General features: G+C 74.5%; 29 protein-coding genes. 20 read left to right on the forward strand and 9 right to left on the reverse strand.

All coding sequences use genetic code 11. The features are described from left to right. The first annotated feature begins 158 nt into the window (after nucleotides 1-158). Nucleotides 159-815 (forward strand): C39 family peptidase, encoded by a 657-nt coding sequence (locus tag ABTW87_RS22030; protein ID WP_350652819.1) that lies wholly within the window; start codon nucleotides 159-161, stop codon nucleotides 813-815. A gap of 177 nt (nucleotides 816-992) precedes the next feature. On the opposite strand, the gene ABTW87_RS22035 is transcribed toward ABTW87_RS22030, so the two are convergent. After that, nucleotides 993-1,892, reverse strand: coding sequence for an iron-sulfur binding domain-containing protein (locus ABTW87_RS22035; RefSeq protein WP_350652820.1), 900 nt, complete (start codon nucleotides 1,890-1,892; stop codon nucleotides 993-995). Nucleotides 1,893-2,033: 141 nt separating this feature from the next. Between ABTW87_RS22035 and ABTW87_RS22040 the strand changes: the two genes are divergently transcribed. The 3 genes from ABTW87_RS22040 to ABTW87_RS22050 all read left to right on the forward strand — a co-directional run bounded on the left by ABTW87_RS22040 (nucleotide 2,034) and on the right by ABTW87_RS22050 (nucleotide 3,980). Continuing rightward, nucleotides 2,034-2,546: a glycine cleavage system transcriptional repressor gene (locus ABTW87_RS22040; RefSeq protein WP_350652821.1), complete on the forward strand. Its 513-nt coding sequence runs from the start codon at nucleotides 2,034-2,036 to the stop codon at nucleotides 2,544-2,546. Next, complete coding sequence (locus tag ABTW87_RS22045; RefSeq protein ID WP_350652822.1) at nucleotides 2,543-3,103, forward strand: peptide deformylase; 561 nt, start codon at nucleotides 2,543-2,545, stop codon at nucleotides 3,101-3,103. The genes ABTW87_RS22040 and ABTW87_RS22045 overlap by 4 nt, the downstream gene beginning before the upstream one ends. A gap of 148 nt (nucleotides 3,104-3,251) precedes the next feature. Next, nucleotides 3,252-3,980 (forward strand): hypothetical protein, encoded by a 729-nt coding sequence (locus tag ABTW87_RS22050; RefSeq protein ID WP_350652823.1) that lies wholly within the window; start codon nucleotides 3,252-3,254, stop codon nucleotides 3,978-3,980. An 84-nt stretch (nucleotides 3,981-4,064) separates the two neighbouring features. Here the strand turns inward: ABTW87_RS22050 and disA are convergent, their stop codons facing one another. The 4 genes from disA to ABTW87_RS22070 form a co-directional block, all read right to left on the reverse strand. Continuing rightward, nucleotides 4,065-5,240 (reverse strand): DNA integrity scanning diadenylate cyclase DisA, encoded by a 1,176-nt coding sequence (disA, locus tag ABTW87_RS22055; RefSeq protein WP_350652824.1) that lies wholly within the window; start codon nucleotides 5,238-5,240, stop codon nucleotides 4,065-4,067. A gap of 130 nt (nucleotides 5,241-5,370) precedes the next feature. Then, complete coding sequence (radA, locus tag ABTW87_RS22060; protein WP_350652825.1) at nucleotides 5,371-6,822, reverse strand: DNA repair protein RadA; 1,452 nt, start codon at nucleotides 6,820-6,822, stop codon at nucleotides 5,371-5,373. Nucleotides 6,823-6,910: 88 nt separating this feature from the next. Beyond that, nucleotides 6,911-7,639: a hypothetical protein gene (locus ABTW87_RS22065; protein ID WP_350652826.1), complete on the reverse strand. Its 729-nt coding sequence runs from the start codon at nucleotides 7,637-7,639 to the stop codon at nucleotides 6,911-6,913. Between the two features lie 139 nt (nucleotides 7,640-7,778). Next, nucleotides 7,779-8,630, reverse strand: a complete 852-nt coding sequence (locus ABTW87_RS22070) for a UbiA family prenyltransferase (protein WP_350652827.1) — start codon at nucleotides 8,628-8,630, stop codon at nucleotides 7,779-7,781. A gap of 46 nt (nucleotides 8,631-8,676) precedes the next feature. On the opposite strand from ABTW87_RS22070, the gene ABTW87_RS22075 reads away from it, so the two are divergent. Genes ABTW87_RS22075 through ABTW87_RS22090 form a run of 4 tightly spaced genes read left to right on the forward strand, consistent with a single transcriptional unit; the run spans nucleotide 8,677 to nucleotide 12,315 of the window. Further along, nucleotides 8,677-9,414: a methyltransferase domain-containing protein gene (locus ABTW87_RS22075; protein ID WP_350652828.1), complete on the forward strand. Its 738-nt coding sequence runs from the start codon at nucleotides 8,677-8,679 to the stop codon at nucleotides 9,412-9,414. A gap of 42 nt (nucleotides 9,415-9,456) precedes the next feature. After that, nucleotides 9,457-10,623 (forward strand): acyl-CoA dehydrogenase family protein, encoded by a 1,167-nt coding sequence (locus tag ABTW87_RS22080; RefSeq protein ID WP_350652829.1) that lies wholly within the window; start codon nucleotides 9,457-9,459, stop codon nucleotides 10,621-10,623. A 26-nt stretch (nucleotides 10,624-10,649) separates the two neighbouring features. Continuing rightward, a complete protein-coding gene (locus ABTW87_RS22085; protein WP_350652830.1) occupies nucleotides 10,650-11,708 on the forward strand; it encodes a type III polyketide synthase in 1,059 nt (352 codons plus the stop codon). 16 nt (nucleotides 11,709-11,724) lie between these two features. Then, nucleotides 11,725-12,315 carry a hypothetical protein gene (locus ABTW87_RS22090; protein WP_350652831.1) on the forward strand — a complete coding sequence of 197 codons (591 nt, stop codon included), beginning with the start codon at nucleotides 11,725-11,727 and terminating at the stop codon, nucleotides 12,313-12,315. 8 nt (nucleotides 12,316-12,323) lie between these two features. Here the strand turns inward: ABTW87_RS22090 and ABTW87_RS22095 are convergent, their stop codons facing one another. Next, complete coding sequence (locus ABTW87_RS22095) at nucleotides 12,324-13,001, reverse strand: hypothetical protein (protein ID WP_350652832.1); 678 nt, start codon at nucleotides 12,999-13,001, stop codon at nucleotides 12,324-12,326. A gap of 327 nt (nucleotides 13,002-13,328) precedes the next feature. Here ABTW87_RS22095 and ABTW87_RS22100 point away from each other — a divergent pair, with 327 nt between their 5' ends. Genes ABTW87_RS22100 through ABTW87_RS22115 form a run of 4 tightly spaced genes read left to right on the forward strand, consistent with a single transcriptional unit; the run spans nucleotide 13,329 to nucleotide 16,104 of the window. After that, nucleotides 13,329-13,814, forward strand: a complete 486-nt coding sequence (locus tag ABTW87_RS22100; RefSeq protein WP_007073334.1) for a CarD family transcriptional regulator — start codon at nucleotides 13,329-13,331, stop codon at nucleotides 13,812-13,814. Between the two features lie 56 nt (nucleotides 13,815-13,870). Then, nucleotides 13,871-14,566: a 2-C-methyl-D-erythritol 4-phosphate cytidylyltransferase gene (gene ispD / locus ABTW87_RS22105; RefSeq protein WP_350652833.1), complete on the forward strand. Its 696-nt coding sequence runs from the start codon at nucleotides 13,871-13,873 to the stop codon at nucleotides 14,564-14,566. Between the two features lie 16 nt (nucleotides 14,567-14,582). After that, nucleotides 14,583-15,065 carry a 2-C-methyl-D-erythritol 2,4-cyclodiphosphate synthase gene (gene ispF, locus ABTW87_RS22110; RefSeq protein ID WP_350652834.1) on the forward strand — a complete coding sequence of 161 codons (483 nt, stop codon included), beginning with the start codon at nucleotides 14,583-14,585 and terminating at the stop codon, nucleotides 15,063-15,065. A gap of 10 nt (nucleotides 15,066-15,075) precedes the next feature. Next, nucleotides 15,076-16,104: a tetratricopeptide repeat protein gene (locus ABTW87_RS22115; RefSeq protein ID WP_350652835.1), complete on the forward strand. Its 1,029-nt coding sequence runs from the start codon at nucleotides 15,076-15,078 to the stop codon at nucleotides 16,102-16,104. A 4-nt stretch (nucleotides 16,105-16,108) separates the two neighbouring features. Here ABTW87_RS22115 and ABTW87_RS22120 read toward each other — a convergent pair whose 3' ends face one another. Next, nucleotides 16,109-17,275 (reverse strand): homogentisate 1,2-dioxygenase, encoded by a 1,167-nt coding sequence (locus ABTW87_RS22120; RefSeq protein ID WP_350652836.1) that lies wholly within the window; start codon nucleotides 17,273-17,275, stop codon nucleotides 16,109-16,111. An 81-nt stretch (nucleotides 17,276-17,356) separates the two neighbouring features. On the opposite strand from ABTW87_RS22120, the gene ABTW87_RS22125 reads away from it, so the two are divergent. The 8 genes from ABTW87_RS22125 (at nucleotide 17,357) to ABTW87_RS22160 (ending at nucleotide 24,056) form a co-directional block, all read left to right on the forward strand. Then, nucleotides 17,357-18,220, forward strand: coding sequence for a hypothetical protein (locus ABTW87_RS22125; RefSeq protein WP_350652837.1), 864 nt, complete (start codon nucleotides 17,357-17,359; stop codon nucleotides 18,218-18,220). Further along, entirely contained in the window at nucleotides 18,217-19,416 is a 1,200-nt protein-coding gene (fahA, locus tag ABTW87_RS22130) for a fumarylacetoacetase (protein WP_350652838.1), read from the forward strand. The genes ABTW87_RS22125 and fahA overlap by 4 nt, the downstream gene beginning before the upstream one ends. 297 nt (nucleotides 19,417-19,713) lie before the next feature. Further along, nucleotides 19,714-19,923, forward strand: coding sequence for a DUF397 domain-containing protein (locus ABTW87_RS22135; RefSeq protein ID WP_350652839.1), 210 nt, complete (start codon nucleotides 19,714-19,716; stop codon nucleotides 19,921-19,923). 105 nt (nucleotides 19,924-20,028) lie between these two features. Continuing rightward, nucleotides 20,029-20,487 carry an SRPBCC family protein gene (locus tag ABTW87_RS22140; protein WP_350652840.1) on the forward strand — a complete coding sequence of 153 codons (459 nt, stop codon included), beginning with the start codon at nucleotides 20,029-20,031 and terminating at the stop codon, nucleotides 20,485-20,487. A gap of 106 nt (nucleotides 20,488-20,593) precedes the next feature. After that, nucleotides 20,594-21,847: an outer membrane protein assembly factor BamB family protein gene (locus tag ABTW87_RS22145; protein ID WP_350652841.1), complete on the forward strand. Its 1,254-nt coding sequence runs from the start codon at nucleotides 20,594-20,596 to the stop codon at nucleotides 21,845-21,847. A 49-nt stretch (nucleotides 21,848-21,896) separates the two neighbouring features. Beyond that, on the forward strand, nucleotides 21,897-22,430 hold the full coding sequence (locus ABTW87_RS22150) for a hypothetical protein (protein WP_350652842.1): 534 nt from the start codon (nucleotides 21,897-21,899) through the stop codon (nucleotides 22,428-22,430). Between the two features lie 59 nt (nucleotides 22,431-22,489). Further along, complete coding sequence (locus tag ABTW87_RS22155; RefSeq protein WP_350652843.1) at nucleotides 22,490-23,032, forward strand: hypothetical protein; 543 nt, start codon at nucleotides 22,490-22,492, stop codon at nucleotides 23,030-23,032. Between the two features lie 25 nt (nucleotides 23,033-23,057). Continuing rightward, nucleotides 23,058-24,056, forward strand: a complete 999-nt coding sequence (locus tag ABTW87_RS22160; protein WP_350652844.1) for a COG1361 family protein — start codon at nucleotides 23,058-23,060, stop codon at nucleotides 24,054-24,056. A gap of 62 nt (nucleotides 24,057-24,118) precedes the next feature. Here ABTW87_RS22160 and hisC read toward each other — a convergent pair whose 3' ends face one another. Then, nucleotides 24,119-25,222, reverse strand: a complete 1,104-nt coding sequence (gene hisC, locus ABTW87_RS22165) for a histidinol-phosphate transaminase (protein ID WP_350652845.1) — start codon at nucleotides 25,220-25,222, stop codon at nucleotides 24,119-24,121. Continuing rightward, nucleotides 25,219-26,157: an RDD family protein gene (locus tag ABTW87_RS22170; protein ID WP_350652846.1), complete on the reverse strand. Its 939-nt coding sequence runs from the start codon at nucleotides 26,155-26,157 to the stop codon at nucleotides 25,219-25,221. The genes hisC and ABTW87_RS22170 overlap by 4 nt, the downstream gene beginning before the upstream one ends. Between the last annotated feature and the right edge of the window lie 342 nt (nucleotides 26,158-26,499).

Genomic DNA, 26,499 nt, shown 5'->3' on the forward strand with positions numbered 1-26,499 from the left:
GAATGACCCCCGGCCCGCGATGGTTACATCTCCCCGGACGCCCGAGCAGCAACCCTGCCGGGCCGGGTTCTTGATCCACCTTTCACTGACCGCGCCGGGCTCACGGCATCCCCCTGCCGCCGCGCGCGTCACCCCCGAGCGAAAGGGCTTCGATCATCATGCGTACCGAGCTTCTGCGTAACACCGTTCTGACCGCTGCTGGTCTGCTCGTCACCGGTGGCGCCGTGGCCGCTCCGGCCACCGCCGCCCTCGCCGCCGCCCCGGCGGACAAGCCGGCCGTGCAGGCCGACCGCAAGCCCGGCAAGGGTGAGCGGGAGCTGCGGGTGGACTACGAGGCGCAGCCGAACTTCTACTACTGCGGTCCGGCCGCGGCCCGTAACGCCCTGTCCGTGCAGGGCAAGGACATCGACGTCGACTCGATGGCGGAGCGGATGGGCACCACCGAGGCCGGCACCAACTCCATCAACGACATCACCCCGGTGCTGAACAAGGAGACCGGTCGCGATGTCTACCGCAGCGTCGAGATCTCCGGCGCCACCGCCGACGACAAGCAGACCGACAAGCTGCGCGCCGACATCATCCGCACCGTGGATGACGGCCGCGCCGTGGTCGCCAACATCGCCGGCACCGCCACCGACATCGACGGCGGCGTGCACTCCTTCGAAGGCGGGCACTACATCTCCGTGACCGGCTACCGCGACGGCGGCGACCAGGTGAAGATCGCCGACTCGGCGAACCCGAACACCGCCGAGTACTGGATCACCACCGAGGCCCTCGCCGACTGGATCGCCACCCGCGGCTACAGCACCAGCTGACCCACCACGACAAGGGCCGGCCCCTGACGGGGCCGGCCCTTTCGTCGCCCCCGCCCACGCCACCAGGCGACACCTTCGGGGAAACTGCTGCCTCGACCCAGACGGAGGCAGCAACTTCCCCGAACCTGCCGCCCGCCGCCCGTCCCGGGCGGACTCGTGCTCAGTTGACGAGGGCGCTCAGGGGACCGGGATCGGCGGGCCGTCGCCGACCAGCCGGAAGGACGCCTCGCCGACCGGCTCCACCAGCCCGTCCTTCACCAGCGCCGCCAACGCCCGCGAGCGCTGCACGTCGTCGGTCCACACCTGGTCGAGGCGCTGGCGGGGCACCGGCCCGGTGGCCTCCCGGAGGACACCGAGCAGCAGTCCGCGTACCTGGCGGTCGGTGCCCGCGTACCGCTGGGGGCGCCGGGTCGGGCCGGCCGGAGCCGCCCGCCCGGAGGCACGCCACACGCAGACCGACTCGACGGGGCAGATCGCGCACTGCGGTGACCGCGCGGTGCAGACCGTCGCCCCCAGCTCCATGAAGGCGGCACTGGCCAGCGCGGCGGCGGCCGGATCCACCGGCAACAGCTGCTCGGTCGCGACCAGGTCGGCGGGGCGTGTGGTCGGGCCCGCGTCCGGCTCGCCGGCGACCGCTCGGCAGACCACCCGCCGTACGTTGGTGTCGACCACCGGCTGGCGTTGCCCGTACGCGAAGGCGGCCACCGCCCGCGCGGTGTACGTCCCGACACCCGGCAACGCCAGGAGCTGCTCCAGCCGGTCCGGGACCTGCCCGCCGTGCCGCTCCACGATCGCCACCGCGCACTCCCGCAGCCGTACCGCCCGTCGCGGGTAGCCGAGCCGTCCCCACATCCGGATCGCCTCGGCCGGGGTGTCCGCAGCCAGGTCCGCCGGCTCGGGCCAGCGGGCGAGCCACGCCTCCCACGCCGGCACGACCCGGACGACCGGGGTCTGCTGGAGCATCACCTCGCTCACGAGGATGGCCCACGGGGTGACGTCCGGGCGACGCCACGGCAGGTCGCGGGCGTTGCGCTCGTACCACCGGCTGACCAGGGTGGCGAAGGTCGGTTCAGTCATCGCGCCGCCGATCATGTCACGGCCGGGGCGGGCCCCGGCGGAGGCATCTGACCGCGCCGACCACCGTCCACCTGTCCCGGTGGCTGGCCACCCGGGCAGGTCCCGCGACGCGGCGCCGGGCCGGTCGGGGAGAATGCCGGGATGAACGAGCTCGCCATCACCGTCATCGGCCGGGACCGGCCGGGCATCGTCGCCGACGTCGCCGAGGTGCTCGCCGGCCTCGGCGCGAACCTCACCGACAGCACGATGACGCGGCTGCGGGGCCACTTCGCGATGACCCTGATCTGCGTGGGCCCGGCCGCCGCCGACGTCGAGGCCGCGCTGGCGCCGCTGGCCGCCGATGGTCAGTTGCTGGCGACCGTACGCGCGGTGACGCCGGACGGCGCCGCCGTGCCGAGCGGCGAGCCGCACGTGATGGCGGTGCACGGCGCCGACCGGATGGGCATCGTCGCCGCCATGACCCGGGTGCTCGCCGAGGCGGGCGGCAACGTGACGGACCTGAGCACCCGGCTGGCGGGCTCGCTCTACGTCGTCGTCGCCGAGGTGGACCTGCCGGCGGGCGCGGCCGAGAAGGTGGCGGGGCGGTTGGCGTCGACCGCCGCCGAGCTGGGCGTCGACGTCACTCTCCGGCCGGCCGATCCGGACGTGCTGTGAACGGCGAGGAGTACGCCGGCCTCGGCGACTGGACCCTCGACGTCCTGGGCACGGGGGAGGTGCGGGCGGTGGTGTCCGCGCCGGCGGCGGTCCTCAGCCGAGCCGGCGACACGGTCGACCCGACCGCCGAGGAGACCGTACGCCTCGCGGCCGACCTGGTCGCCACCATGCGGGTGTCCCCCGGGTGCGTCGGGCTGGCCGCTCCGCAGATCGGTGTCGGCTCGCAGGTGTTCGCGGTGGACGTCACCGGTCATCCGAAGGCCGGCACGGTGCACGGCACCTTCGTGCTGTGCAACGCGACGGTGGTGGAGGCCAGCCGGTGGAAGGCCGGCCGGGAAGGTTGCATGTCCGTACCGGACCTGACCGGCGATGTGAAGCGTGCCGGTCGCGTGGTGGTGGAGGGTGCGCTGCCCGGGACCGGGAAGGTGGTCCGGTTGGTCACCGACGCGTTCGAGGCGCGTGCCCTGCAGCACGAGATCGACCACTGCGCGGGTCTGCTCTTTCTCGACCGGGTCGCTGGCGCGCACGCCGTCTACCAGCGCAAGGTCTACCTCTGACAGGTCCGGTGACGGGCACCGTGCGTCGCCGGTGGAACACCCTGGGCGGCCGTGACTGTCGTGAGTGGAGGACCGCTCCGAGGAGCTGCGGACGGCCCGGCGCGTCGCTGCCGTCTGCGGTGCGCGACGCCGCTACGGTGGGGGCATCATGCGTCTGACGGTCGGCCCCCTGCCCCCCGCCGTTTACTGGCGGCGTCGCGCCGTCGTCCTCGGCGCGGTGCTCCTTCTCCTGATTGTCGTGCTCTACTCGTGCAGCCGCTCCGACGACGACCCCGGCCGCCCGGGCGGCACCGCGGCCTCGTCCGGCGCGACGCCTGACCCGACGGGTTCGGTGCTCACGCCGCGGACGGGTACGCCGTCACCGGGTGACGGTTCGGACGACGGTTCGGGAGACGCCGGCGGGGACGGTCCCTCGGCCACGCCGTCGTCGGGGGCGACCACCACGAACGGCCCGGTTCCGGTCGCCCCGGTCGTCGACGCGGGCACCTGCACCGACGAGGAGATCAAGGTGACCGCCGTCGCGCGGCCCGCCACGGTGAGCCGCGGCGCTGCCGTCGACCTGCAACTGAAGATCAGGAACAGCTCGGACCGGACGTGCAGCCGGGACGTCGGCGCGGACCTGCAGGAGCTGTTCATCAAGTCGGGCGCCGCGACGGTCTGGTCCTCCGACACGTGCGGCACGGGCAAGGGCTCCGACGTGCAGTCGTTCACGCCGAACTTCGAGCGCTCCTACCAGCTCACCTGGAACGGCAAGGACGCCAGCCGCTGCGCCGACGGGGTGGCGGCCGGCCCCGTCCCGCCGGCCGGCACGTACCAGGTGCTCGCGCGCGTCGGGACCAAGCTCAGCGCGCCGGTCCGGCTGACCATCACCGGCTGACCGGCCGAGCCGGCACGCACATCGGCGCCGCGCACCGCGCCGGCGCACCTCCGCGCCGCGCACGGCCGAACCCGGCGGCGGGCCTCAGACGTAGCGTTCCAGGATCGACGCCTCGGCGAGCCGGGACAGGCCCTCCCGGACCCCCCGGGCCCGGGCGTCCCCGACCCCCTCGACGGCCTGCAGGTCCTCCACGGTCGCACCGAGCAGCCGCTGGAGGCTGCCGAAGTGACCCACGAGGCGGTCGACGATCGCCACCGGCAGCCGCGGCACCTTGGCCAGCAGCCGGAACCCGCGCGGGCTCACCGCGGCGTCCAACGCGTCGGAGGCGGCCGGGTAGCCGATCGCCTTGGCGACCGCGACCAGGTCGATCAGCTCGGTCGCGTTCAGCAGGTCCAGCTCGACCAGCGCCTCGTCGAGGGTGCGCGACTTGCGGCCGGCGGGCAGGTAGTCCCGGATGACGAGGGTGCGGTCGGCGTCCACGCCGGCCATCAGCTCGTCGAGTTGGAGCGCGAGCAGGCGACCGTCGGTGCCCAGCTCGACCACGTAGCCGGCGATCTCGTCGGCGATCCGGCGCACCATCTCCAGGCGCTGGACGACGGCGACCGCGTCCCGAACGGTGACCAGATCCTCGATCTCGAGGGCCGACAGGGTGCCGGAGACCTCGTCCAGGCGCAGCTTGTAGCGCTCGAGCGTGGCGAGGGCCTGGTTGGCCCGGGAGAGGATCGCCGCCGAGTCGTCCAGCACGTGCCGCTGGCCGTTGACGTAGAGGCTGATGATCCGCATCGACTGGCTCACCGAGATGACCGGGTAGCCGGTCTGCCGGGCGACCCGCTCGGCCGTGCGGTGGCGGGTGCCGGACTCCTCGGTGGGGATGGACGGGTCGGGCATCAGGTGCACCGCCGCCCGGACGATCCGGGTGCCGTCGCTGGACAGCACGACCGCGCCGTCCATCTTGCACAGCTCCCGGACCCGGGTCGCGGAGAACTCCACGTCGAGGGGGAAGCCGCCGGTGCAGAGGCTCTCGACCACCTTGTCGTAACCCAGGACGATCAGGGCGCCCGTGCGCCCGCGCAGGATCCGCTCCAGGCCGTCGCGCAGGGCGGTGCCCGGCGCCATCAGGGCCAGGTTGGCGCGCAAGGGGTCGCCGACGCCGCCTCCGGTCACGTTCACGCTGATCGGACGGGCGGGCGAACCCACGGCGCCGGTGCGGGCGTGGGGCGTCGCGCCGGCAGGCTTGGTGGTGTCGCGGTCGATCGGCACGGGCACAGTCTACGGACTGCCGTGCGGTGGGTGCTGTCGTGGTTACTGTGATGTGTCACGATGCCGCTCTCCGCCCCGCCCGCACCACCTGCCCGGGCTGACCCGGTATCGCCCCTCGGGTCCGTCCCGTTCACTCCGCGGACGCCCGCGCGACGGCCTGGAGGGCCGCCCGGACGTCGGTGACCTCGATCACCCGCATCTGGTCGGTGCGCACACCGGTGCTCTCCGGACCGCAGCCGGGCGGCACGAGCGCGAGCCGGAAGCCGAGGCGGGCGGCCTCGGCGAGCCGGCGTGGCACCGCACCCACCCGGCGCACTTCGCCGGTGAGGCCGACCTCCCCGATCGCCACGAGGTGCGGTGCGATCGCGAGATTCAGCCCGCCGGAGGCGACCGCGAGGGCGACGGCCAGGTCGGCGGCCGGTTCGACGACGCGTATTCCCCCGACGGTGGCCGCGAAGACCTCCCGGTCGTGCAGCGTCAACCGCTCGGTGCGTCGCTGCAGCACCGCCAGGACCATGGCCAGCCGGGCCGAGTCGAGCCCCGAGACGGTGCGTCTGGGCGACCCGGCCACCGTCGCCCCGATCAGCGCCTGCACCTCGGTGACCAGGGCCCGCCGCCCTTCCATGGCCACCGTGACGCAGGTGCCCGGCACCGGCTCGGAGTAGCGGGTCAGGAACAGCCCGGACGGGTCGGCCAGGCTGGTGATGCCCCCTTCGTGCATCTCGAAGCAGCCGACCTCGTCGGCCGCGCCGAACCGGTTCTTCACACCACGCACCATCCGCAGCGACGAGTGCTTGTCGCCCTCGAAGTGCAGCACCACGTCGACCAGGTGCTCCAGGACCCGTGGCCCGGCGACCTGGCCGTCCTTGGTGACGTGGCCCACCAGCACGGTCGCGATGCCGCGCTCCTTGGCGACCGCGACCAGCGCGGCCGTGACCGCCCGGACCTGGGTGACCCCGCCGGGCACCCCCTCGGTGCCGGTGGTGGAGATCGTCTGCACCGAGTCGAGCACCAGCAGGCCCGGCTTGACGGCGTCGAGGTGACCGAGCACCGCGGCGAGGTCGCTCTCGGCGGCCAGGTAGAGCTGGTCGTGCAGGGTGCCCATCCGCTCGGCACGCAGGCGGACCTGACTGACCGACTCCTCGCCGCTGACCACCAGCGAGGGGCTGCCGCCACCGGCGGCCCACTGCTGGGCCACGTCGAGCAGCAGGGTCGACTTGCCGACCCCGGGCTCCCCGGCGAGCAGCACCACCGCACCCGGGACCAGGCCGCCGCCGAGCACCCGGTCGAGCTCGCTGACCCCGGTCGGGCGGGCCCGGGCCGGGGCGGCACTGATGGTCGCGATCGGCCGGGCCGGCTCGGCCGGCATCCGCGAGCTGACCACCCGGCCGGAGACGGTCGGGCCGGTCAGCGTGCACTCGACGACCGAGCCCCACTCGCCGCATTCCGGGCAGCGCCCGACCCACTTCGGCGGCTGATGGCCGCAGGCGTCGCACTCGTACGCCGGGCGGGGCTCGCGGGCGGCGCGACCGCGACCGCCGGCGGTGCCGGAGCGTGGCGAGGTGGATCGTGAAGTGGTCACCCCGGGACGTTAACCCCCGGCTACGACGAAAGCACCGCCGGCGTGGTGGTGTTCACCAGCGCCGGCGGTGCCGTGGACCGCCGGTGGGTCAGTGCCCGGCGCCGCCCTCGCCGCCGTGCCCTTCCTGGCCCTCGTAGCCGCCCTCCCGCTCGATGATCGGCGACGGGGGCGCCGCCGGGGTCAGCGGCACGGCCACCGGGGCCGGCGCGGTGATCGTGTTGCCGTCGCCGAAGTCGAAGGTCACGAAGACGTTCTGGCCGGAGCGCAGCGACTCGTCCAGGCCGATGAGCTGCAGCACCTGCTGACCCTCGGTGTTGAGCTGCACGTAGCTGAGCGCGGGGATGTCGATCTGAGCCGGCTGTGTGGCCGAGGCGGTCGGCGACGGGCTCCCGGTGGGGGTGGCGTCCGGACCCGGCGAGGCGGTGCCCTCCGGCGACGGCGTGGCCGACGGGCTCTCCGTCGGCGACGGGGCCGCGGGGGCGGCGGTGGCGTCGGTGGCGGTGACGACGACCTCGCGGGCGTCCTCGGTGGTGACGGTGACGGTGACCGGGTTGGGTGAGTCGTTGTAGATCACCGCGTTCAGGACGGCGTTCGCGCCGGCCTCGTAGCCGTCGGTGCCGGGGAACGCGAGCAGGAGGCCCCGGACCGCGTACTCGCCGTTGGCGGTCTCGGCGTTCACGCCCTGGACCGACGGCACCTTGTTGGCGGTCTCCGAGACCTGGCCGGTGCCGCACCCGGACAGCAGCAGTCCGGTCGTCGCCGCCACGCCGGAAACCAGCAGGGCCGCCCGCCGGGAACCCCTGATCGAGCGCGTCACGTCGGTCCTCCTCGTCACGATCCCACCCGGCCGTACGCCGGGCACGGTGGCCATGCCCGCGCAGACCGCGGTTAAGGGTAGTTGGGCCTGATCCACACCCGCACGCCGACCCGGGGATACCACCTCCCAGGGGTGCCGGTCAGACCACCGGACCGCTGGTGACGAGCAGAACGACGTCGATGAGGGCGATCGCCATCACCGCTCGGAAGGCCGCCACCGACCGGGCCCCGGCCCGGGCGGACGCGCGCCCGCCGTACCAGGTCAGGGCCGGCACCACGACGGCGGCCGCGACCGCGGCGAGCCCGACCGGTGACGGCGCCCCGGGCGGACCGAGGACCAGCACGGCGGTCGCGGCGAGCAGCAGGCCGACGGCGGCGGCCCGGCTCCCGGCCGGCCCGAGGCGGTGGGGCAGCCCGCGTACGCCGGTGCGGGCGTCGTCGGCGAGGTCGGGCAGCACGTTCGCGAAGTGCGCGCCCGCGCCGAGCAGTGCCGCGGCGGCGACCAGCCAGACCGGCGGCGTCGGTGCGCCGGGCAGCGCGAGCACGACGAAGGCGGGCAGCGACCCGAAGGAGACCGCGTAGGGGAGCACCGACAACGGCGACGACTTGAGCGGCCAGTCGTAGAACAGCGCGGAGACCAGGCCGGCGGTGGCGACCAACGCGGCGGCCGGGTTCGTCGCCAGCGCGAGCGCCGGGGTGGCGAGCGCGGCGGCCGCGGCGGCCCGGGCCGTGGCGCGTCGGCTCACCGCACCGGCGGCGACCGGCTTGTCGGTACGCCCCACCGCGGCGTCCCGCTGCGCGTCGAGCGCGTCGTTGGCCCAGCCGACGGCGAGCTGGCTGGCGGCCACGGTGAGCACGACGGCGACGACGCCGGACGGCCGGTGCCCCACCCCCCAGGCGAGCAGGCAGGCCACCGCGGTGACCGCGGCGGCCGGCTCCGGGTGGCTGGCCCGGACCAGGGCGAGCACCCGCCCTAGCACTGAGGACGGCATGAGGGAAGTCTGGTCGTTACCGGGCAGTCGTGCCACGCTCGTGTCCATGCGAGACGCGGGCCGCACCCTGCCGCGCAACGATCCGCGCCAGTACGACGACCTGGCCGGCGAGTGGTGGCGGCCGGATGGCGCGTTCGCGATGCTGCACTGGTTGGCCGAGGCCCGTGCGGGGCTCGTGCCGGTGGCGTCGCGCCCCGACGCCCTCCTGGTCGACCTCGGCTGCGGTGCCGGCCTGCTCGCCCCGCACCTGGAGGGCAAGGGTTACCGGCACCTGGGGGTGGACCTCACGGTGTCGGCGTTGCGCCAGGCCGCCGCGCACGGCGTGACGGTGGTCAACGCCGACGTGACCGCGGTGCCGCTCGAGTCCGGCTGCGCCGACGTGGTGGCCGCGGGTGAGCTGCTTGAGCACGTACCCGACTGGCGACGCGCGGTCGCCGAGGCATGCCGGCTGCTCCGCCCCGGCGGCCTGCTCGTCCTCGACACCCTCAACGACACCGCCCTGAGCCGCCTCATCGCCGTCCACATCGGCGAGCGCCTGCCCACCGTGCCGCGCGGGATCCACGACCCACGGTTGTTCGTGGACGACCGCGCGCTGGTCGCCGAGTGCGCCCGGCACGGCGTGGACCTGCGGGTGCGGGGTGTCCGGCCGCAGCTGACCGGCGTGCTCGCCTGGCTGGCCCGGCGGGCCCGCGGCGTCACCGGCGCCCCCGGTGCGGCGCCGCGCATCGTGTCGACCTGGTCGACGGCCGTCCTGTATCAGGGCCGGGGGGTCCGGAGGGGATAGCGGAGCCGGGGCGGGGGTACAGGACGCAGAGAAGGGGGTTCCATGACGCTGCAGGCTGTGGAGGCGGCCCGCCGCCTGGCGCCGCGACTCGCCGCTCGGGCGGCCGAGCACGACCGGGACGGGACGTTCCCGGTGGACGACTTCCGGGACCTGCGGGAGGCGGGCCTGTTCGGTCTGATGGTCCCCCGCGACCTGGGCGGCCTGGGTGCGACCTTCGGCGAGTACGCGGCGGTCGCCACCGAGCTGGCCCGGGGCAACGGTGCCACCGCCCTGGTCTTCAACATGCACGCCTCGGTGACCGGCGCGCTGGGCGCGGTGACCGAGGAACTGGCCGAGGCGCTCGGCGTACCGGAGGAGGCGCTGGCGGCACGGGACCGGCTGCTGCGCGCGGCGGCCGAGGGCTCCTGGTACGCGGTGGCGATGAGCGAGCCCGGTGCCGGTGCCCGCCTCTCCCAACTGAGCACGGTCTACGAGCCGGTCGACGGGGGCTGGCGGATCAAGGGCAGCAAGACGTTCTGCTCCGGCGCCGGCCACGCCGACGGATACCTGGTGGCCGCGCGCAGCTCCGCCGACCCCTCGGTGGTGTCCCAGTTCCTCGTGCCGGCCGGCGCCGGGCTGACCGTCGAGGAGACCTGGGACTCGCTGGGCATGCGCGCGACCTCGTCGCACGACCTGCACCTGGACGTCACGGTGCCGGCCGACCGGCTGCTCGGCGGCGTCGAGGGGCTCGCCCTGGTGGTCGCGCAGCTGATGCCGCACTGGTTGGTGGCCAGCTACGCGGCCGTGTACGTCGGGGTCGCCCGGGCCGCGATCGACGCGGCGGCCGAGCACCTGAACGCCCGCAACCTCGGCGGCCTACCGGCGGTCCGGGCCCGGCTCGGGCGGGCCGACGCGGCGGTCGCGGCGGCCGGCCTGGCGGTGGCCGAGGCGGCCCGCCGGGTCGACGAGGCGCCCGGCGACGCCGAGACCAACCGCTGGGTCTGGCGGGCGAAGCTGCTCGCCGGCACCACGGCCGCCGACGTCGCGGCGTCCGTGCTGGAGGCGGCCGGGACGGCGGCCACCCGGCGCGGGCATCCGCTCGAGCGGCTCTACCGGGACGCCCGCTGCGGCTCGCTGCATCCCGCGACGTCCGACGTCTGCGCCGACTGGCTGGGCATCGCGGCGCTGGGCGGCGACCCGGACCGCGACGGGTCGGCTCCTCGTTGGTGAGACGTGCAGGGGAATCACGAGGAGAGGTGGGCACCGTGGCCGAGCCGGTGATCGCGGGGGTCGGTACGGCGCACCCGCCGTCGGCCAACCAGGACGAACTGTGGGAGGGCTTCTTCTCGAAGCACTTCTCCGGAACCACCCGGGCGCTGGCCGAGCGTGTCTTCGCCAACTCCGGGGTGACCCGCCGGCAGGCCGCGGTCAATCCGCTGCTGGAGGACGTCTCCGACTGGCCGACCGAGCGGCGGATGCGCCGCTACCAGGTGGAGGCGCTGCCGCTGGGCAAGGAGGCGGTCGGCCGGGCGCTGACCGCCGCCGGCCTGGCCGCCGGCGACATCGGGCTGTTCGTGGTGTGCTCCTGCACCGGCTACGCCACCCCGGGCCTGGACATTCTGCTCGCCCGGGACCTCGGCATGGCCCCGGACACGCAGCGCATGTTCGTGGGGCACATGGGCTGCTACGCCGCGCTGCCCGGGCTGGGCGCGGCGAGCGATTTCGTGACCGCGCGGGGCCGGCCCGCGCTGCTGCTCTGCGCCGAGCTGACCAGCCTGCACATCCAGCCGTCCACCGCCCGGGTGGACACCCAGCAGATCGTCTCCCACGCGCTCTTCTCGGACGCCGCCGTCGCCGCGGTGGTCCTGCCCGGCGGCCCGGGGTACGCGCTGCGCGAGGTCACCTCGGTCACCGACACGTCCACCGCCGACCACATGACCTGGGACGTCACCGACACGGGCTTCCGGATGGGGCTGTCGCCGAAGGTGCCGCAGGTGCTCTCCACCCACGTGCGGGGGCTGGTCGACGATCTGCTCGCCCGGTACGGCGCCAGCAGGTCGGAGGTGGACGGTTGGGCGGTCCACCCGGGCGGCCCGCGCATTCTCAACGTGGTAGAGCGGGAGTTGGGGCTGCCGCCGGACGCGTTGACGGCGTCCCGGGCCACGCTGGCCGAGCACGGGAACTGCTCCTCGCCGACGGTGCTGCTGATCCTGGACCGGCTGCTCCGGGCACCCGTACCGCCCGGGCGGATGGTGCTGCTGGCGTTCGGCCCGGGCCTGACCCTGTACGCGGCTCTGCTCGAACGGCAGGGCTGAGCGCTACCCTCGGCCCATGAGGACCGAGTCGGGGGCCCGCTCCTCGGTGGTCGGTGCGGGCTCCGGTGACCGGGCGCGCGGTCTGGTTCTCCTGCTGGCCGCGCTTGTCTCGCTGACGGCCGGCGGCGTCTGGTGGGCGGCCCAGGCCCCGGCGGACGCGGGCGCTCCGGCGGGCGGCGGCGTGCTGCTCGACGCGGGCACCGGCAACCGGGTCGTGGTGGATCCGGTCACCGGCCGGACGGTCGCGGCGGGGCAGGCCGGCCTGACGCCGGGTTCCCGGGTCGAGGCGGAGGACCGCGGGCCGTGGCGTGGCGTCGTGATCTGGAGCGACCGGGCCACGATCACGCCCCGGGACGGGCTGGTCCGCCGGTCGTCGAGAGCCGAGAACGGCGCTCGCCACGTGTTGCGGTTCAGCTGCACCGGGCCGGGGGAACTGCTGGTGGTGGTCGACGGAGCCCGCTACGCCGGACCCCTGACCAGCGGCTGCGGCGGCGCGGTGACGACCGCGACGGAGATGACCGGCGCGGGTGAGCCGATCCAGGTCTCGTTCTCGACGGTCAACGACCAGCCGTTGCGGGTCGAGGCTCAGCTGGTCGAGTTCCCCTGAGTCGGAGGTCACCCGCCCAGGCGGGCCAGTTCAGGTTCGTAGTCGCCGGTCGAGCGGACCTCGGGGACCACCTTCACGAGCGTTCCCGTGCGGTCCACCAGCAGCGCGGTCGCCGTCCCGGCCCGGGCCGGCAGGTGCAGGAAGGCGCGCAGGCCGCCCGCTGGGTCCTCGAGCGCGCGCACGGCTGCCGACGGCGGTACGCGTACGGCCGGGTCGGCGTCGACGGTGACCACGGTGACGCCGCGCGGTGCGGCGGACGCTGCGCCGGCCAGCTCGGCCGGGCAGGTGCACGCGTCGGCAAGCACGATGAGCGCCGGCACCAGGCTCCGCAGCGGCACCGGCTGCCCGTCGTCGACCAGGTCGAGCGCGGGCAGGGAGCGCCCGGTGAGCCCGGGTGGTGGCGCGTACGGGGCGGGTGTCGACGTCGGCACCGTCGAGCGGGGGGAGCGCGACCAGGTGACGGTGACCAGCCCCGCGAGCGTGGTGACCACGGCCACCAGGAGCACCAGAAGCGGCAGCGCGAGCGGCGGCGTCGGCCCGGCGGTCTCCGGCGCCTGGCGGCTCAGTTCCCGGCGGACCTGCTCGGCCTCGGCCGCCAGCGCGGAGGCGTCGTCCGGCACGACCACCCGGCCCCACTCCGGCGGCAGGTCGGGCAGTCCGGGGTCGTCTGCGTCGGGCTTGCCCATCGGACCCCCTGGAATTGTCTGCGCGAGCCTGCGGCGGGCTCCCGTCCAGCGTCCCGCACCGGGCCTCCTCCCGCTACACCTGGGCGCGTAACCGCGCCGCGGGATACCATGAGGCGAGCGCATCGCCCTTGATCTCGGGTTTCCGTCACCCGTACCGGGACGTCACATGAGCGTCACGGAGCGTGTTCGATTCTTCGGCTTGGCGGCCTGTCAAGCTGAAGAAATCCCTCTCACAGGGCCCCTGAGCTGCGCCAACGGTCAGGACAGCGGTGGGACATCGGTGTCTGAGCGTGTTACCCTAGACACAGCGAAAGGGGTTTCGAACCTATGGTTTTCAGTGTCGGCGAGACCGTTGTTTACCCCCACCACGGGGCCGCACTCATCGAGGCAATCGAGACTCGGGTCATCAAGGGCGAGCCGAAGCAGTATCTCGTCCTGAGGGTCGCGCAGGGTGACCTTACGGTCCGGGTGCCCGCTGAGAACGCCGAGATCGTGGGTGTGCGCGAGGTGGTCGGCGAAGAGGGCCTCGGGAAGGTCTTCGACGTTCTCCGGGCTCCGCACACCGAGGAGCCGACCAACTGGTCGCGGCGTTACAAGGCGAATCTGGAGAAGCTGGCCTCCGGTAATCCGCTGAAGGTGGCCGAGGTCGTCCGCGACCTGTGGCGCCGGGAGCGGGAGCGGGGGCTGTCCGCGGGCGAGAAGCGCATGCTCGCCAAGGCCCGCGACATTCTCGTCGGCGAGGTCGCGCTGGCCGAGAAGAGCACCAAGGACGAGGCGGAGACGCTGCTCGACAAGGTGCTGACCGAGGCCTGATCCGCACTCCATCGTCGTACCCGATTCGTAGCGAAGAAACCACCGAGGACCGCGACGTGACCGCGCAGCTCAATCCGCGCGGTGACGTCGCGGTCCTCGTGCCTGCGGCCGGTGCCGGGGTGCGCCTGGGCCCCGGCCGGCCGAAGGCGCTGCGCCTGCTGGGCGGCGAGCCGCTGCTTGTGCACGCGGTCCGCCGGCTCGCCGCCGCCGCGTCGGTGCGCACCGTCGTGGTGGCCGCCCCCGCCGGCGAGCTGACCGCCGTCCGCGAGTTGCTGGCCCCGGTGGCGCCGGTCACCGTCGTGCCCGGCGGCGCCGAACGGCAGGAGTCGGTCGCCGCCGCGCTCGCCGCGGTGCCCGCCGGTCCCGAGATCGTCCTGGTGCACGACGCGGCCCGGGCGCTGACGCCGCCCGAGCTGGTCGAGTCCGTCGCCGCGGCGGTCCGCGCCGGGCACGACGCGGTGATCCCCGTCCTGCCCGTGGTCGACACGATCAAGGAGGTCGGCGCGGGCGAGCAGGTCCTCGGCACGGTCGACCGGTCCGCCCTGCGGGCGGTGCAGACCCCGCAGGGGTTCCGGCGGGCCGTGCTGGCCGCCGCGCACACCGCCGCCACCGATCCGCTCACCGACGACGCGGGCCTGGTCGAGAAGCTCGGCGTCCCGGTGGTGTGCGTGCCCGGATCGGAGTACGCCCTGAAGATCACCCGCCCGTTCGACCTGGCGCTGGCCGAGCAGCTGCTGACCGCCGGCGCGTGACGCGTACGCTCGGGTCATGATCGTTCCGCGGGTGGCCATCGGCACGGACGTGCACGCCTTCGAGGCCGGTCGGCCCTGCTGGGTGGCCGGCCTGCACTGGCCCGGCCAGGACGGCCTGGCCGGGCACTCGGACGCGGACGTGGCCGCCCACGCCGCCTGCAACGCGCTGCTCTCCGCCGCCGGTCTCGGCGACCTCGGCGCCAACTTCGGGGTGGGGCAGCCGGAGTGGGCCGGTGCTCCCGGCGTGGCCCTGCTCGCCGAGAGCGCCCGCCGGGTCCGGGCGGCCGGCTTCGCCATCGGCAACGTGTCGGTGCAGGTGATCGGTAACCGCCCCAAGATCGGCCCGCGCCGGGAGGAGGCGCAGCGGGTGCTGTCCGAGGCCGTCGGCGCTCCGGTCAGCGTCTCCGCCGCCACCACCGACGGGCTCGGCTTTCCCGGGCGCGGCGAGGGCCTGACCGGCATCGCGGTGGCCCTGGTGTACGAGGCTCCGGCCGCCTAGGCTCGCCGCGATGTCCAGCGACCCGACCTCCGACCGCTCCGCCGCCGACGGCTACCTCCAACGGGCCCAGCTCCTCGCTGAGCTGGGCCGGTACGACGAGGCCGCCGCCGAGCTGGGCTACGCGGTCGCGCTCGAACCGGAGAACGCCGCGGTACTGACCGCGCTGTCCCGCGTGCACCTGGCAGCCGGCCGGCCCGCCGACGCGCGGACCGCCGCCGACGGCGCCGTCGCCGCCGCCCCCGACTGGGCTCCGGCCCTGGTCGCCCGGGCGATGGCGCTCGCCGATCTGGAGGAGTACGCGGAAGCCGCCCGCACCGCCGACCGGATCCTCGCGCTGGGGCCGGACGACGCGTACGCCCAGCGCAGCGCCGCCGCCATCCTGGCCGGCTCCCGCAACGGCCAGCCGGCGCTGAACGCGGCCTGGCGCGGCGTGGAGCTGGCTCCGGAGGAACCGGAGGCGCACCTGGTGCTCGGCCTGGTCGCGGCGAACATGCAGTTGTACGACCTGGCCGAGCGGGCGTACGCCGAGGCCTTGCGGCTCGATCCGCAGCTCGCCGAGGCGCGGCACGACATCGGCGTGCTGCGGCTGGAGCAGCGCCGCTGGAGCGAGGCGCTGGAGCACCTCGCCGAGGCGGCCGCGATGAGTCCCGGCCGGGTCGACTCGGGCCGGACGCTCTCCGCCGGCCTGCGCCAGCTCGTCGTGTTCGGCGCCGGCTGGTCGATGGTCGCGGCGGTGGTGCTGGCCTGCCTGGCCGTTGGCGGCGGCGGCCTGTCGCGGGTGGCGGCGGTGTTCGCGGCCGTCGGCGGCGCGCTTGTGGTGTGGCGGTATGCCGCGAAGCTGCCCGGCCTGGCCCGGACGATCCTGCCGAGCCTGCTGCGTTCGGACCGTGGCCTGGCCCTGGCCGTGTACGCGGCGGTCGCCGCTCCGGTGCTGATCCTGATCTACGCCCTGGTCGGGACGCCGTGGCCGCTGGTCCTGGCGATCGGCGTGGCGACCCTCGCCGAGTTGACGGTGATCGCCCGCCCGATCGCCCGGTGAACCGTCAGGCCCGGCGCGCCCAGGTCCAGGCGTAGCCGTCGTCCTCGCAGGCCGTGGCCGCGTCGCACAGGTCCAGCGGGCGGAACGTGTCGACCATGACGGCCAACTCGTCGAAGAAGTCCACCCCGATCGACCGCTCGGCGGCGCCGGGCTGCGGGCCGTGGGTGAACCCCGACGGGTGCAGCGAGATCGAACCCTGGTCGATTCCGGAGCCGCGGCGCGCCTCGTAGTTGCCGCCGGTGTAGAAGAGCATCTCGTCGGAGTCGACGTTGTGGTGGTTGTACGGCACCGGGATGGCGTCCGGGTGGTAGTCGACCTTGCGCGGGACGAACGAGCAGATCACGAAGTTCGGGCCCTGGAAGGTCTGGTGCACCGGCGGCGGCTGGTGGATCCGCCCGGTGATCGGCTCGAAGTCGTGGATGGAGAAGGCCCACGGGTACATGTGCCCGTCCCAGCCGACCACGTCGAACGGGTGGTTGGCGTACACGTGGCGGGTCCACCCCCGACGGTGCCGGACCAGGACCTCCACGTCGGTGCCGTCGACCAGCAGCGGCGCGTCCGGCCCGCGGACGTCCCGCTCGCAGTACGGCGAGTGCTCCAGGAACTGTCCCCGCACCGACAGGTACCGCTTGGGCGGGCCGATGTGGCCGGCGGCCTCGACGGCCAGCAGCCGGACCGGTTCCGCGCCGGTCGGGACGAGCCGGTGGACGGTCGAGGTCGGGATGATCACGTAGTCGCCGGCGACCGCGTCGAGCACGCCGAAGGTCGACTCGACCCGCAGTGTCCCGGACTCGACGTACAGGCAGTGGTCGCCGGTGGCGTCGCGGAACAGCGGGGACGGCCGGTCGGCCAGCACGTACGCGATGCGGACGTCGTCGTTGGCGAGCAGGTACTGCCGGCCGAGCACCGGGTCGGCGCCGGCGGCGTCCAGCTTGTGGGTGCGCAGGTGGCGGGGCTTGAGCGGGAGGTTCGGCGTCCGGGTGACGGGCGGCGGGGTGAACTCCTCGGCCGCCACGATCGCGGTCGGCGCGTGCCGGTGGTAGAGCAGGGACGAGTCGGAGGAGAAGCCCTCCTGGCCCATCAGCTCCTCGGCGTAGAGGCGCCCGTCGGGCTGCCGGAACTGGGTGTGGCGCTTGCGCGGCACCTCACCGACGCGGCGGTAGTACGGCATCTCGCCCTCCCGGAGTACCGAGGCGTCCGATTATCGGACGCTGTTGTCCGCTCCTTGTAGCGTCCCGTACATTGTTGTGTCGTGTCAACGCAGCTGCCCCGGCTCCTGGCCGGCCTCGTCGACGACGCCGCGGTCTTCCCGCCCGGCAGCGCGCCGCTGCCCGACGCCGTCGCGGCGCATAAGCGACACCGCGCCTCCTGGTACGCCGACCTGGTCGGCCCGCTGCTGGTGCCCGCGTCCGCGGTGACCGCCCGCGACCTGCACCCCCTCGTCGACCCGGCCGACGGTCTCGTGGTGGGGCTGATCGGCGACACCGGCCTGGACGGCCTGCCCGCCGCGCTGGCGGGACTGCCGACGGGCGTCACGATGCGCCAGGTCGAGGTGGCGGTCGCCAAGCGCGGCGAGGACCCGCAGCCCGGCCTTGCCGAGTCGCTGGCGCTGGCCCGGCGACTGGCCGGGACGACCGTTTACGCCGAGATCCCACTGACCTTCGGCCTGATGGGCGCGCTCGACACGCTCGCCGGCGCCCGCGCCGCCGGCGCGCCGGTCGCGGCCAAGTTCCGCACCGGCGGGCTCGCCGCCGAGCTGTTCCCCACGCCCGCCGAGCTGGCCGCGGTGATCTGCGCCTGCCGCGACCGGGAGCTGCCGTTCAAGCTGACCGCCGGGCTGCACAACGCGGTGCGGCACCTCGACCCGGAGACCGGTTTCACCCACCACGGCTTCGCCAACGTGCTGGCCGCCGCGCTCGCCGCCGCCGGCGGCGCCGGGGTGGAGCGGGTCACCGAGCTGCTGATCGCGACCGATCCCCGGCCCCTGCTCCAGCCCATCGAGGACGGGCTGGCCGCGGCGCGTCCCCTCTGGGTCGGTTACGGCTCGTGCAGCATCCTGGAACCACTAACCGATCTGATCCGGCTGGGGCTGGTGAACGGGGGCTTCGAGGCATGACGACCTGGGTGACGGGCGCCGAGGAATCGCCGTACGGCGTGCACAACCTGCCGTACGGGGTGTTCCGCCGCGCCGGGCAGGAACCACGGGTGGGCGTGCGCGTCGGCGACCACGTGCTGGACCTGGGCGGTGCCGAGGCGGCCGGCCTGGTGCTGGCCGCCGGTGCGCTGGGCCGGCCCCGGCTGAACGAGTTCATGGCGCTCGGCCGTCCCCAGTGGACCACCGTCCGGCAACGGATCACCGAGCTGCTCACCGACGACGCCCACCGGGCCGCGGTCGAGCCGCTGCTCGTGCCGCTGGCGGACGCCGAGCTGCTGCTGCCGTTCGAGGTGGCGGACTACGTGGACTTCTACTCGTCGGAGCACCACGCCGCCAACGTCGGGCAGATCTTCCGGCCCGGTCAGCCGCCGCTGCTGCCCAACTGGAAGCACCTGCCGATCGGCTACCACGGCCGGGCCGGCACGGTCGTCGTCTCCGGCACGCCCGTCGTGCGCCCGCAGGGGCAGCGGGCCACCCCGCAGGGCCCGGTGACCGGCCCCTCGGTCCGGCTCGACATCGAGGCGGAGGTCGGCTTCGTGGTGGGCGTACCGAGCCCGCTGGGCCACCGGGTCGCCGCCGCCGACTTCGCCGACCACGTGTTCGGCGTGGTCCTGGTCAACGACTGGTCGGCCCGGGACATCCAGGCCTGGGAGTACCAGCCCCTCGGCCCGTTCCTCGGCAAGTCCTTCGCGACCTCGGTCTCGGCGTGGGTGACTCCGCTGGAGGCGCTCGGCCCGGCGTTCGTACCGGCGCCGGCCCAGGACCCGTCGGTCGCCGACTACCTGCGCGACGAACCCCACCTCGGTCTCGACCTGCGCCTCACCGTCGAGTGGAACGGCGAGCGGGTCAGCGAGCCGCCGTTCGCCACCATGTACTGGACGCCGGCCCAGCAGCTGGCCCACCTGACCGTCAACGGAGCGTCCCTGCGCACCGGCGACCTGTACGCCTCCGGCACCGTGTCCGGGCCGGAGCGGCACCAGGTCGGCTCGTTCCTGGAACTGACCTGGGGCGGCACGGAACCGGTGAAGGTCGGTGGCGGGGAGCGCACCTTCCTGGAGGACGGCGACACCGTCACGGTGACCGCCACCGCGCCCGGCCCGGACGGCACGACCCTCGCCCTCGGCGAGGTCACCGGCACCATCCTCCCGCCCCGCTGACCCGGGGCCGGTCCCGGCTCCCGCGCCGACCCGGCACCCGCGCCTTCCCCGGCACCCGCGCCGACCCGGCACCCGCGTGCAGGCGCGGCCACGCGTCCGCACGCGGCCGGTCGTGACGTACGCCGGGTCCGTCGTCCCGTGAACGGGACGCCAAGTCGCACAGGTCGTCCGACCGGCGGCCGTTCCTCCTGCGTTGATCGACCGGATTCCGTCGCTGTGCCGCGCCGGGCCGGGCCCGAGCTCCCCCTTCGGTCCCGGCCCGGCTGTCGGCTGGCGTCCATCGACAGGAGGGTGAGCATGAACGATCTTTCGGGTGCGGTCTGGCGTACCAGCAGCCGCTCCAACGACCAGGGGCTCTGCGTGGAGGTGGCCGACAACCTGGTCGACGCGCTCGGCGTGGTGGCCGTACGCGACTCGAAGGACCGGTCCGGTCCCGCGCTGACGGTCAGCCCGCCGGGGTGGACCGCGTTCGTCCGGGCGATCCAGACGGGACAGTTCGACCGCTGACCCGTCCCGGTCGGCGCCGCGGGGGGCCTCACCGGTCGGGAAATTCCGCCCACGGGGCCCCGTTCCGCGCTCACGCGGCGTACCGTCGACGCCACGGGAGGTGGCATGTCGCGGGTGACGGTCACGCGGTCCATCGAGGCCCACGCGGTCGACGTGTGGCGCCTGCTGACCGACCTGACCGTCCGCACCCGCGCCACCCGCGGTGTCGAGGTGTTGACCCCCGGCCGGTTCGGCCCCGGCACCGCCTGGCGGGAGGTGCGGTCGCAGCCGGACGGGTCGGCGCTCATCGAGGAGTTCGTCGTGGTCGCCGTCGAGCCGCCGCGACGGCTGGTGCTCAGCTCGCCCGGTGCGGGGGTGGACTACCGGGTCACGTGGACGCTGCGACCGGTGGCGCGCCGGCGCCGCACGGTGGTCACGGTCACCCAGGAGGCGATCCCGTCCGCGCCGTACGGCCGGGTCGTCGCGCTGCTGCTCGGCGGGCTCGCCGCCCGGGTGGTCGAGGGCGCCCTCCGGCGGGACCTCGCCGACCTGGCCGCCGCCACCCGCGCGACCGACGCCGCCTGACCGGCACGAGCGGGGCGGTCGACGGCCACGGCGACCGTCGGACGCTCCGGCAACCTCACGGTGGCCCGCCGCGCCGCGCTGGGTAGGGTGCCGGGCGGAGGTGCGCATGGGGTTCCCGAAGGGCCGGCGGCGACTGATGCTGGCGGCGGCGGTCCTGCTGGTCGCCGTCGCGGTGGCGGCCACGGTCTACCGGGTGCTCGCCCCAGCCGAGGTCAGTACGCCCGCGACGGACGGCTACCCGACCGCCCCGGCCCCGGCCCCGGGCGTGGTCGCGCGCCTGCCGGTGGCCCCGCTTGTCGTCGACGGCCGACTCCGGGTGTACGCGGCGCAGCGGCAGGTCTACGCCGACCGCCCGGTGGACCACCGGCACCGGACGACACCGTACTGGTCGTACCGCCGCTGGCCGGCCGAGCTGGACGGCGTGGTCGCGACCGGGACCACCGTCGTGACGCGGTGGTCCGACGGCCTGCTGGTGGCCGTGGACGCGCGGACCGGTCGGGTCGCCTGGCGGTCCGAGGGGCCGACGCCGGAGCGGGAGCGTACGGCGCGGCGGACCGGCGCGGCGACGGTGTGGGACCCCGACGGGCTCCTCGTCAGCCCGGCGGGCGGCCGCTCGGTGGTGGTGACCGCCGGCGAGGACTCGCTGGTCGCCGTCGACCTGGCCGACGGGCGGCGGCTCTGGCGGGCCGACGTCGACGGGGGATGCCGCGACGCGGTCGGCAGCACGGCGACCGGCCGGGTGGTGAGCGTCGACTCGTGTGCCGGGACGGCCGAGGTCGAGTTCCGGGACGCCACGACCGGCACGGTGGGCACCCGGTGGCGCCCGCCCGGGACCGGGGCGGGGCTGCTCGTCACGCCACTCGGCTGCGGTACCGGCCGGGTCGGGTGCACGGCGCTGCGTACCGTCGGCGGGTCGGGCGACGACGCCGCCCAGGGCTGGCTGCTCGGTGCCGGCGAGCCGGTCGCGGCGCCGGTGCTGGACCGGCCGGGCACCGTGCTCGCCGGTGGCACCGCGGTCGGGATCATGGACGGCGTGCCGGTGGGCCGGGAGGCGCGGACGGGGACCGAACGGTGGCGCCGGGGTGACCTGGGTGGTGCCCGCGTGCTCGCCGTCGAGCCGGACCGGGTGCACCTCTTGACCCCGGCGAACGACCTGGTGACGGTGGACCCGGCCAGCGGGGCGCAGCGGTCGAGGTTCGCGCTCACCGCCGGCTCCGACGGGACGTCCTGGGCGCCGGGGGCCGCGTACGCGGTCGACGGGTACCTGGCGGTGGAACGACTCCGCGTACCGGTGGATCCGGAGGCGGACGACCAGCGCTACTTCTTCACCTCCGAGCCGGTGCTGCTAGCCGCGACGTGACGGCGATCAGGCTCGACAAAACGGACATTAGTTATTTATAGTCACACACGTGCGTGTTCTGGCTGCCCTGTCCTGCGCGATCCTGGTCCTCGGTGACGCCGCTCCGGTGGCCGCTGCCCCGGCGCCGCAAATGGCCCTGTCCCGGCTCACCGTGGGCGTGGACATCACCGTCCCGGCCTCGGTCAACCTGGGCGTGGGCTTCGCCGGCGGGACGCTCACCGGCGCGCTCGGCACCGTCGAGGTGCGCGACCAGCGTGGGCCGACGAACCCGAACACCTGGGTCGCCACCGTGTCCGCGACCATCTTCGTGACCGGTGCCGGCGGCCCGCAGCGCACCATCACCCGCGACCAGATCCGCTACTGGTCGGGGCCGGCCACCCGGAGCACCGGCGGCGGCACCCTGGTGCCCGGTCAGCCCACCCAGGCGCAGGCCGTGACGCTGGACGTGACCCGCGAGGCGTTCCGGAAGACCTCCGGGAACGGCAACAACAACATGCGCTGGTCGCCGACCGTCCGGGTCGCCATCCCGGCCGGGATCGTTGCCGGCGTCTACTCGGGCACGATCACGCATTCGGTAGCCTGACTGGGTGATTTGCCCGAATCATGCCCTTTCACACCGTTTGCGCCCCTTAACGTGAGCCTATGAGGAAGCCACTTCTGACCTTGACCGCCGCCGCGGCCGCCGCGGTGGCACTGGCCAGCCCCGCCGCCGCCGCGCCGTCCGGCGACACCATCGTCACCTTCACCGTCTCGACCGCCAACCTGGACATCTCCGTCCCGCCGGCGATCAACCTCGGCGCCGTCTTCGCCGGCAACAGCATCACCGGTGAGCTCGGCAACGTCACGGTGACCGACAGCCGCTCGGCGCTCGCCGCCACCTGGACGGCCACGGTCACCAGTACCGCGTTCACCACCGGCGGCGGCAGTGCCGAGGAGACCATCCTGCCCAACCTCGTCGAGTACTGGTCCGGCCCGGCGCTCGCCACCACCGGCACCGGCGTCTTCGTACCGGGCCAGCCCACCCAGGCCGGCGCGGTCACGCTGAACGTCCCCCGGACGGCCTTCTCGAAGACCTCCGGCAGCGGCAACAACTCCGCCACCTGGGCGCCGGACATCCGGATCACGGTGCCGGCGAGCGCGGTCGGCGGCACCTACTCGGGAGTGATCACCCATTCGGTGGCATGACCCGGCCCGCGCCCTCGCCCTGGCGGTGACCGTCCTGGTCACCGCCGGGGTGCCGGCGTTGGTCACGCCCGTCCCCGCCGCCGCGAAGCCCAGCGCCAGCCCGAGCGGTGGTCCGCGCGGCCCTGCCGCGTCGGTCGGGATCCGGCTCCTCGACGCGCCGGTCAACCGCCGGGACGACAGCCGCGCGCACATGTACATCGTCGACCACGTGCGGCCGGGCTCGACCATCAAGCGCCGCGTCATGGCGGAGAACTCCTCGGAGATCGAACGGGAGGTCTCGCTCTACGCCGCCGCCGCCGATGTCGGCCCGGACGGCTTCGTCCTCGCGCCCGGGCGCACCGCAAACGAGCTGAGCAGCTGGATCACCATCGAACCCGACCAGAAGCGGCTCGCTGCCGGCCGGGCGACCGAGGCGCTGGTGACGATCGCGGTCCCGCGCGACGCCGAGGCGGGGGAGCGGTACGCCGTGGTGTGGGCCGAGGTTTCCGGCACCGGCGAGAAGAACGTGCGCCAGATCGGTCGCGCCGGTGTGCGGGTGTACCTCTCCGTGGGGCCCGGCGGCGAGCCGCCCTCCGGCTTCGAGATCGGAACCCTCACCGGCAGCCGGCGGGCGGACGGCACGCCGGTCGTCACGGCCGAGGTGCGCAACACCGGCCGGCGGGCCCTCGACCTGGCCGGCGAGCTGCGGCTCACCGACGGGCCGGGCGGGCTGTCGACGGGCCCGGTGAAGGTCGAGGCGGGCACCCTGGCGCTCGGCGGCACCACGACCGTGCGGGTGGTCCTCGACCCGCGCCTGCCGGACGGGCCGTGGTCGGCCAAGCTCGACCTGGCCAGCGGCTGGACCCGGCGCTCAGCCAGCGGCACGGTCAGTTTCGGATCCGGCCCGGCGACGGTGAGCGCCGCCGACAGCTCCGCCGACGTGCTGACCGGTGGCCTGGTCACCTCCGGTCTGGTGCTGGCACTGTTCGCGGTCTACGCGTACCGGCGGCGGGCCCGGTTCCGGCCCACCGTGCCGGCCGCCTGAGAAGACGTCCGGGCCGGTCCGCTGGGGGATGGCGGACCGGCCCGGTACATCGTCGTGCGGGCTCAGCCCAGCGCGGCCTCCGCCGCGGCCAGGAACGCGTCGTTCTCGGCCGGAGTTCCGATCGTGACCCGCACCCCGTCGCCCGGGAACGGCCGTACGATCACCCCGCGCGACTCGCACGCCTTGCCGAAGTCCACCGACCGGTCGCCCAGCGGCAGCCACACGAAGTTCGCCTGGCTGTCCGGCACGTCCGGGACGAGCTTGCGCAGCGCCTCGGTGACCCGCTCGCGCTCGGCCACGACCAGCGCGCAGCGCCGCTCCACCTCGCCGGCCTGTGCCAGCGCCGCCAGCGCGCCGGCCTGCGCGGCCATGCTCGTGGAGAACGGCGTGACGACCTTGCGAACCGCCGCCGCCACCGCCGGCTGGGCGACCAGCCAGCCGATCCGCAGGCCGGCGAGGCCCCATGCCTTCGACAGGGTCCGCAGCACCGCCACGTTCGGCCGGTCCGCGTACGTCAGGCCGTCCGGCACCTCCGGGTCGGTGACGAACTCCCGGTACGCCTCGTCGATGACCACCAGCACGTCGTCCGGCACCGCGTCGAGGAAGCGGTCCAGCTCGGCGCGCCGCACCGCCGTACCGGTGGGGTTGTTCGGGTTGCAGACCAGGATCATCCGGGTCCGGTCGGTCACGGCCGCGGCCATCGCGGCCAGGTCGTGCCCGTGCCCGGCGTCGTTCGGGACCCGCACGCTTGTCGCCCCGCTGGTCGCCGCGATGATCGGGTACGCCTCGAACGAGCGCCACGCGTAGAGCAGCTCGTCGCCGGGCAGGCAGGTGGCCCGGACCAGGTGCTCGGCCAGCGCCACCGACCCGCAGCCGGTGGCGATCCGCTCCGGGTCCACCGCGTACCGCTCGGCCAGCGCCTGCCGCAGCGCCACCACGCCCATGTCCGGGTAGCGGTGCACCCCGGCGGCGGCCTCGGCGACCGCCTCCACGACACCGGGCAGCGGGCCGTACGGCACCTCGTTGCTGGCCAGCTTGATCGCCTCGGGCAGGCCCAGCTCCCGGGCCAGGTCGGCCGGGCTGCGACCGGGTACGTAGTTGGGTAGCGCGTCGAGATCGGCGCGGGTCAGCCGCAGCGCCGGCTGGTGACGTCCGGTGTCGGTCATGGGGTGTCTCCCGGGGGTGTGGTGCGGTCTTTCGGGGCGGGGGTGCGGGGCTCCCGCGGAACCTGGACCACCACGGTCTGCGCCCGCTTGTCGTGCAGGGCCTGCCGGAGCGGGTGGTCGAAGAGCGGGGAGATCGCGTCGAAGAGTTGGAGCAGCAGGCCCAGGCCGCAGCAGTACCAGAGCAGCGTGGGCAGGCCCAGCGTGTTCCACCGCCGCAGCGCCCGGCCCATCCCGAGCGGCTGGTCGGCGGCGAGCGGCACCGCCTTGATGCCCATCACCCGCTTGCCGAACGTCTGCCCGCCGGCCGCCATGGCCGGCACCTCGTACGCCAGCCAGAGCGCCGTGGCGATCAGCAGGATGACGATCAGCAGTGATTCCGCCTGGGCACCGGGCTGGGGCAGCGGATCAGATGTCATCTCGCCGTTCTGGACGCGCCGCCACCACTCCGCGTACGTGGGCCGGAACTCCTGGACCAGCCGCCAGACGAAGAAGGAGTTCACGGCGGCGTTGAGCGCGAAGACGACGGCGAAGTCGATGAGTCGGGCCGTCAGGCGGGCCCCGTATCCGGCCAGCGGCAGCCCGTGCGGGCGCGGCTCCGGCGGACGTCCCGGCCAGGTCGGGTACGGCCAGCCCGGCGGCGGGCCGTACCCGTGCGGCGGTGCGGCGTGCGGCGGCCAGCCGCCCGGCGGTGCGGCGGCCGGCGGTGCGGCGGTCGGGCCGCCCGGCGTGGCCGGGGCGGGGCCGGCCGGCGGCTGCCCGGCGGCCGGGGAGACGGGCGCGGGCGGTGGCTCGGCGGCGGGTGGCTCGGGCGGCGGGGGGCCCTCGGGCGGCGTGGCGTCGACCGGGATGGGCGCGCCGATCCAGCCCTCGCCGTCCCAGTACCGTCGCGTCTCCGGGTCGGCCGGGTCGACGTACCAACCGGGTGCGACGCTCACGGCGTCGCCTCCTTGCGCTCGCTGCCGTCCGTTTTCGCCGTACCTGGCCGCATGATTCGCTCGCTCACGGCGCCATCTCAGTTGACGCCTGGGCGACTCGCAAACCCGTCTCACTCCTCACGCTCACGGTGCAACCTTAACGACGACGGTTCCTGTGCCACGGGGTGTGGTGTTAAGGGAGGTTTGGAGCGTGCCTTGCCGATAGTTGCGGGCAGGCTGTGCAGCCGACTTCTCTGACGACCCATGTGGTTGCGTCCACGGAAGTGGTGTACGACTTGCCCGTGATGGGCGTGTTGCGTAGATAAGAGACGGCCATCGCGTCGATCCTTCAAGACGACCAAG

This window comes from Micromonospora sp. NPDC126480 (assembly GCF_040302465.1).
Classification (GTDB): Bacteria; Actinomycetota; Actinomycetes; order Mycobacteriales; family Micromonosporaceae; genus Micromonospora.

Bases quoted from the DNA above. Each gene is read 5' to 3' on its own strand.
- ABTW87_RS22035 (WP_350652820.1), bottom strand. From the start codon at position 1,892: ATGACTGAACCGACCTTCGCCACCCTGGTCAGCCGGTGGTACGAGCGC.
- ispF (WP_350652834.1), top strand. From the start codon at position 14,583: ATGATCGTTCCGCGGGTGGCCATCGGCACGGACGTGCACGCCTTCGAG.
- ABTW87_RS22140 (WP_350652840.1), top strand. From the start codon at position 20,029: ATGTCGCGGGTGACGGTCACGCGGTCCATCGAGGCCCACGCGGTCGAC.
- ABTW87_RS22080 (WP_350652829.1), top strand. From the start codon at position 9,457: ATGACGCTGCAGGCTGTGGAGGCGGCCCGCCGCCTGGCGCCGCGACTC.
- ABTW87_RS22120 (WP_350652836.1), bottom strand. From the start codon at position 17,275: ATGCCGTACTACCGCCGCGTCGGTGAGGTGCCGCGCAAGCGCCACACC.
- fahA (WP_350652838.1), top strand. From the start codon at position 18,217: ATGACGACCTGGGTGACGGGCGCCGAGGAATCGCCGTACGGCGTGCAC.
- ABTW87_RS22095 (WP_350652832.1), bottom strand. From the start codon at position 13,001: ATGGGCAAGCCCGACGCAGACGACCCCGGACTGCCCGACCTGCCGCCG.
- ABTW87_RS22070 (WP_350652827.1), bottom strand. From the start codon at position 8,630: ATGCCGTCCTCAGTGCTAGGGCGGGTGCTCGCCCTGGTCCGGGCCAGC.
- ABTW87_RS22050 (WP_350652823.1), top strand. From the start codon at position 3,252: ATGCGTCTGACGGTCGGCCCCCTGCCCCCCGCCGTTTACTGGCGGCGT.
- ABTW87_RS22155 (WP_350652843.1), top strand. From the start codon at position 22,490: ATGAGGAAGCCACTTCTGACCTTGACCGCCGCCGCGGCCGCCGCGGTG.
- ABTW87_RS22075 (WP_350652828.1), top strand. From the start codon at position 8,677: ATGCGAGACGCGGGCCGCACCCTGCCGCGCAACGATCCGCGCCAGTAC.
- ABTW87_RS22135 (WP_350652839.1), top strand. From the start codon at position 19,714: ATGAACGATCTTTCGGGTGCGGTCTGGCGTACCAGCAGCCGCTCCAAC.
- hisC (WP_350652845.1), bottom strand. From the start codon at position 25,222: ATGACCGACACCGGACGTCACCAGCCGGCGCTGCGGCTGACCCGCGCC.
- ABTW87_RS22115 (WP_350652835.1), top strand. From the start codon at position 15,076: ATGTCCAGCGACCCGACCTCCGACCGCTCCGCCGCCGACGGCTACCTC.
- ABTW87_RS22145 (WP_350652841.1), top strand. From the start codon at position 20,594: ATGGGGTTCCCGAAGGGCCGGCGGCGACTGATGCTGGCGGCGGCGGTC.
- ABTW87_RS22090 (WP_350652831.1), top strand. From the start codon at position 11,725: ATGAGGACCGAGTCGGGGGCCCGCTCCTCGGTGGTCGGTGCGGGCTCC.
- ABTW87_RS22030 (WP_350652819.1), top strand. From the start codon at position 159: ATGCGTACCGAGCTTCTGCGTAACACCGTTCTGACCGCTGCTGGTCTG.
- ABTW87_RS22100 (WP_007073334.1), top strand. From the start codon at position 13,329: ATGGTTTTCAGTGTCGGCGAGACCGTTGTTTACCCCCACCACGGGGCC.
- ABTW87_RS22040 (WP_350652821.1), top strand. From the start codon at position 2,034: ATGAACGAGCTCGCCATCACCGTCATCGGCCGGGACCGGCCGGGCATC.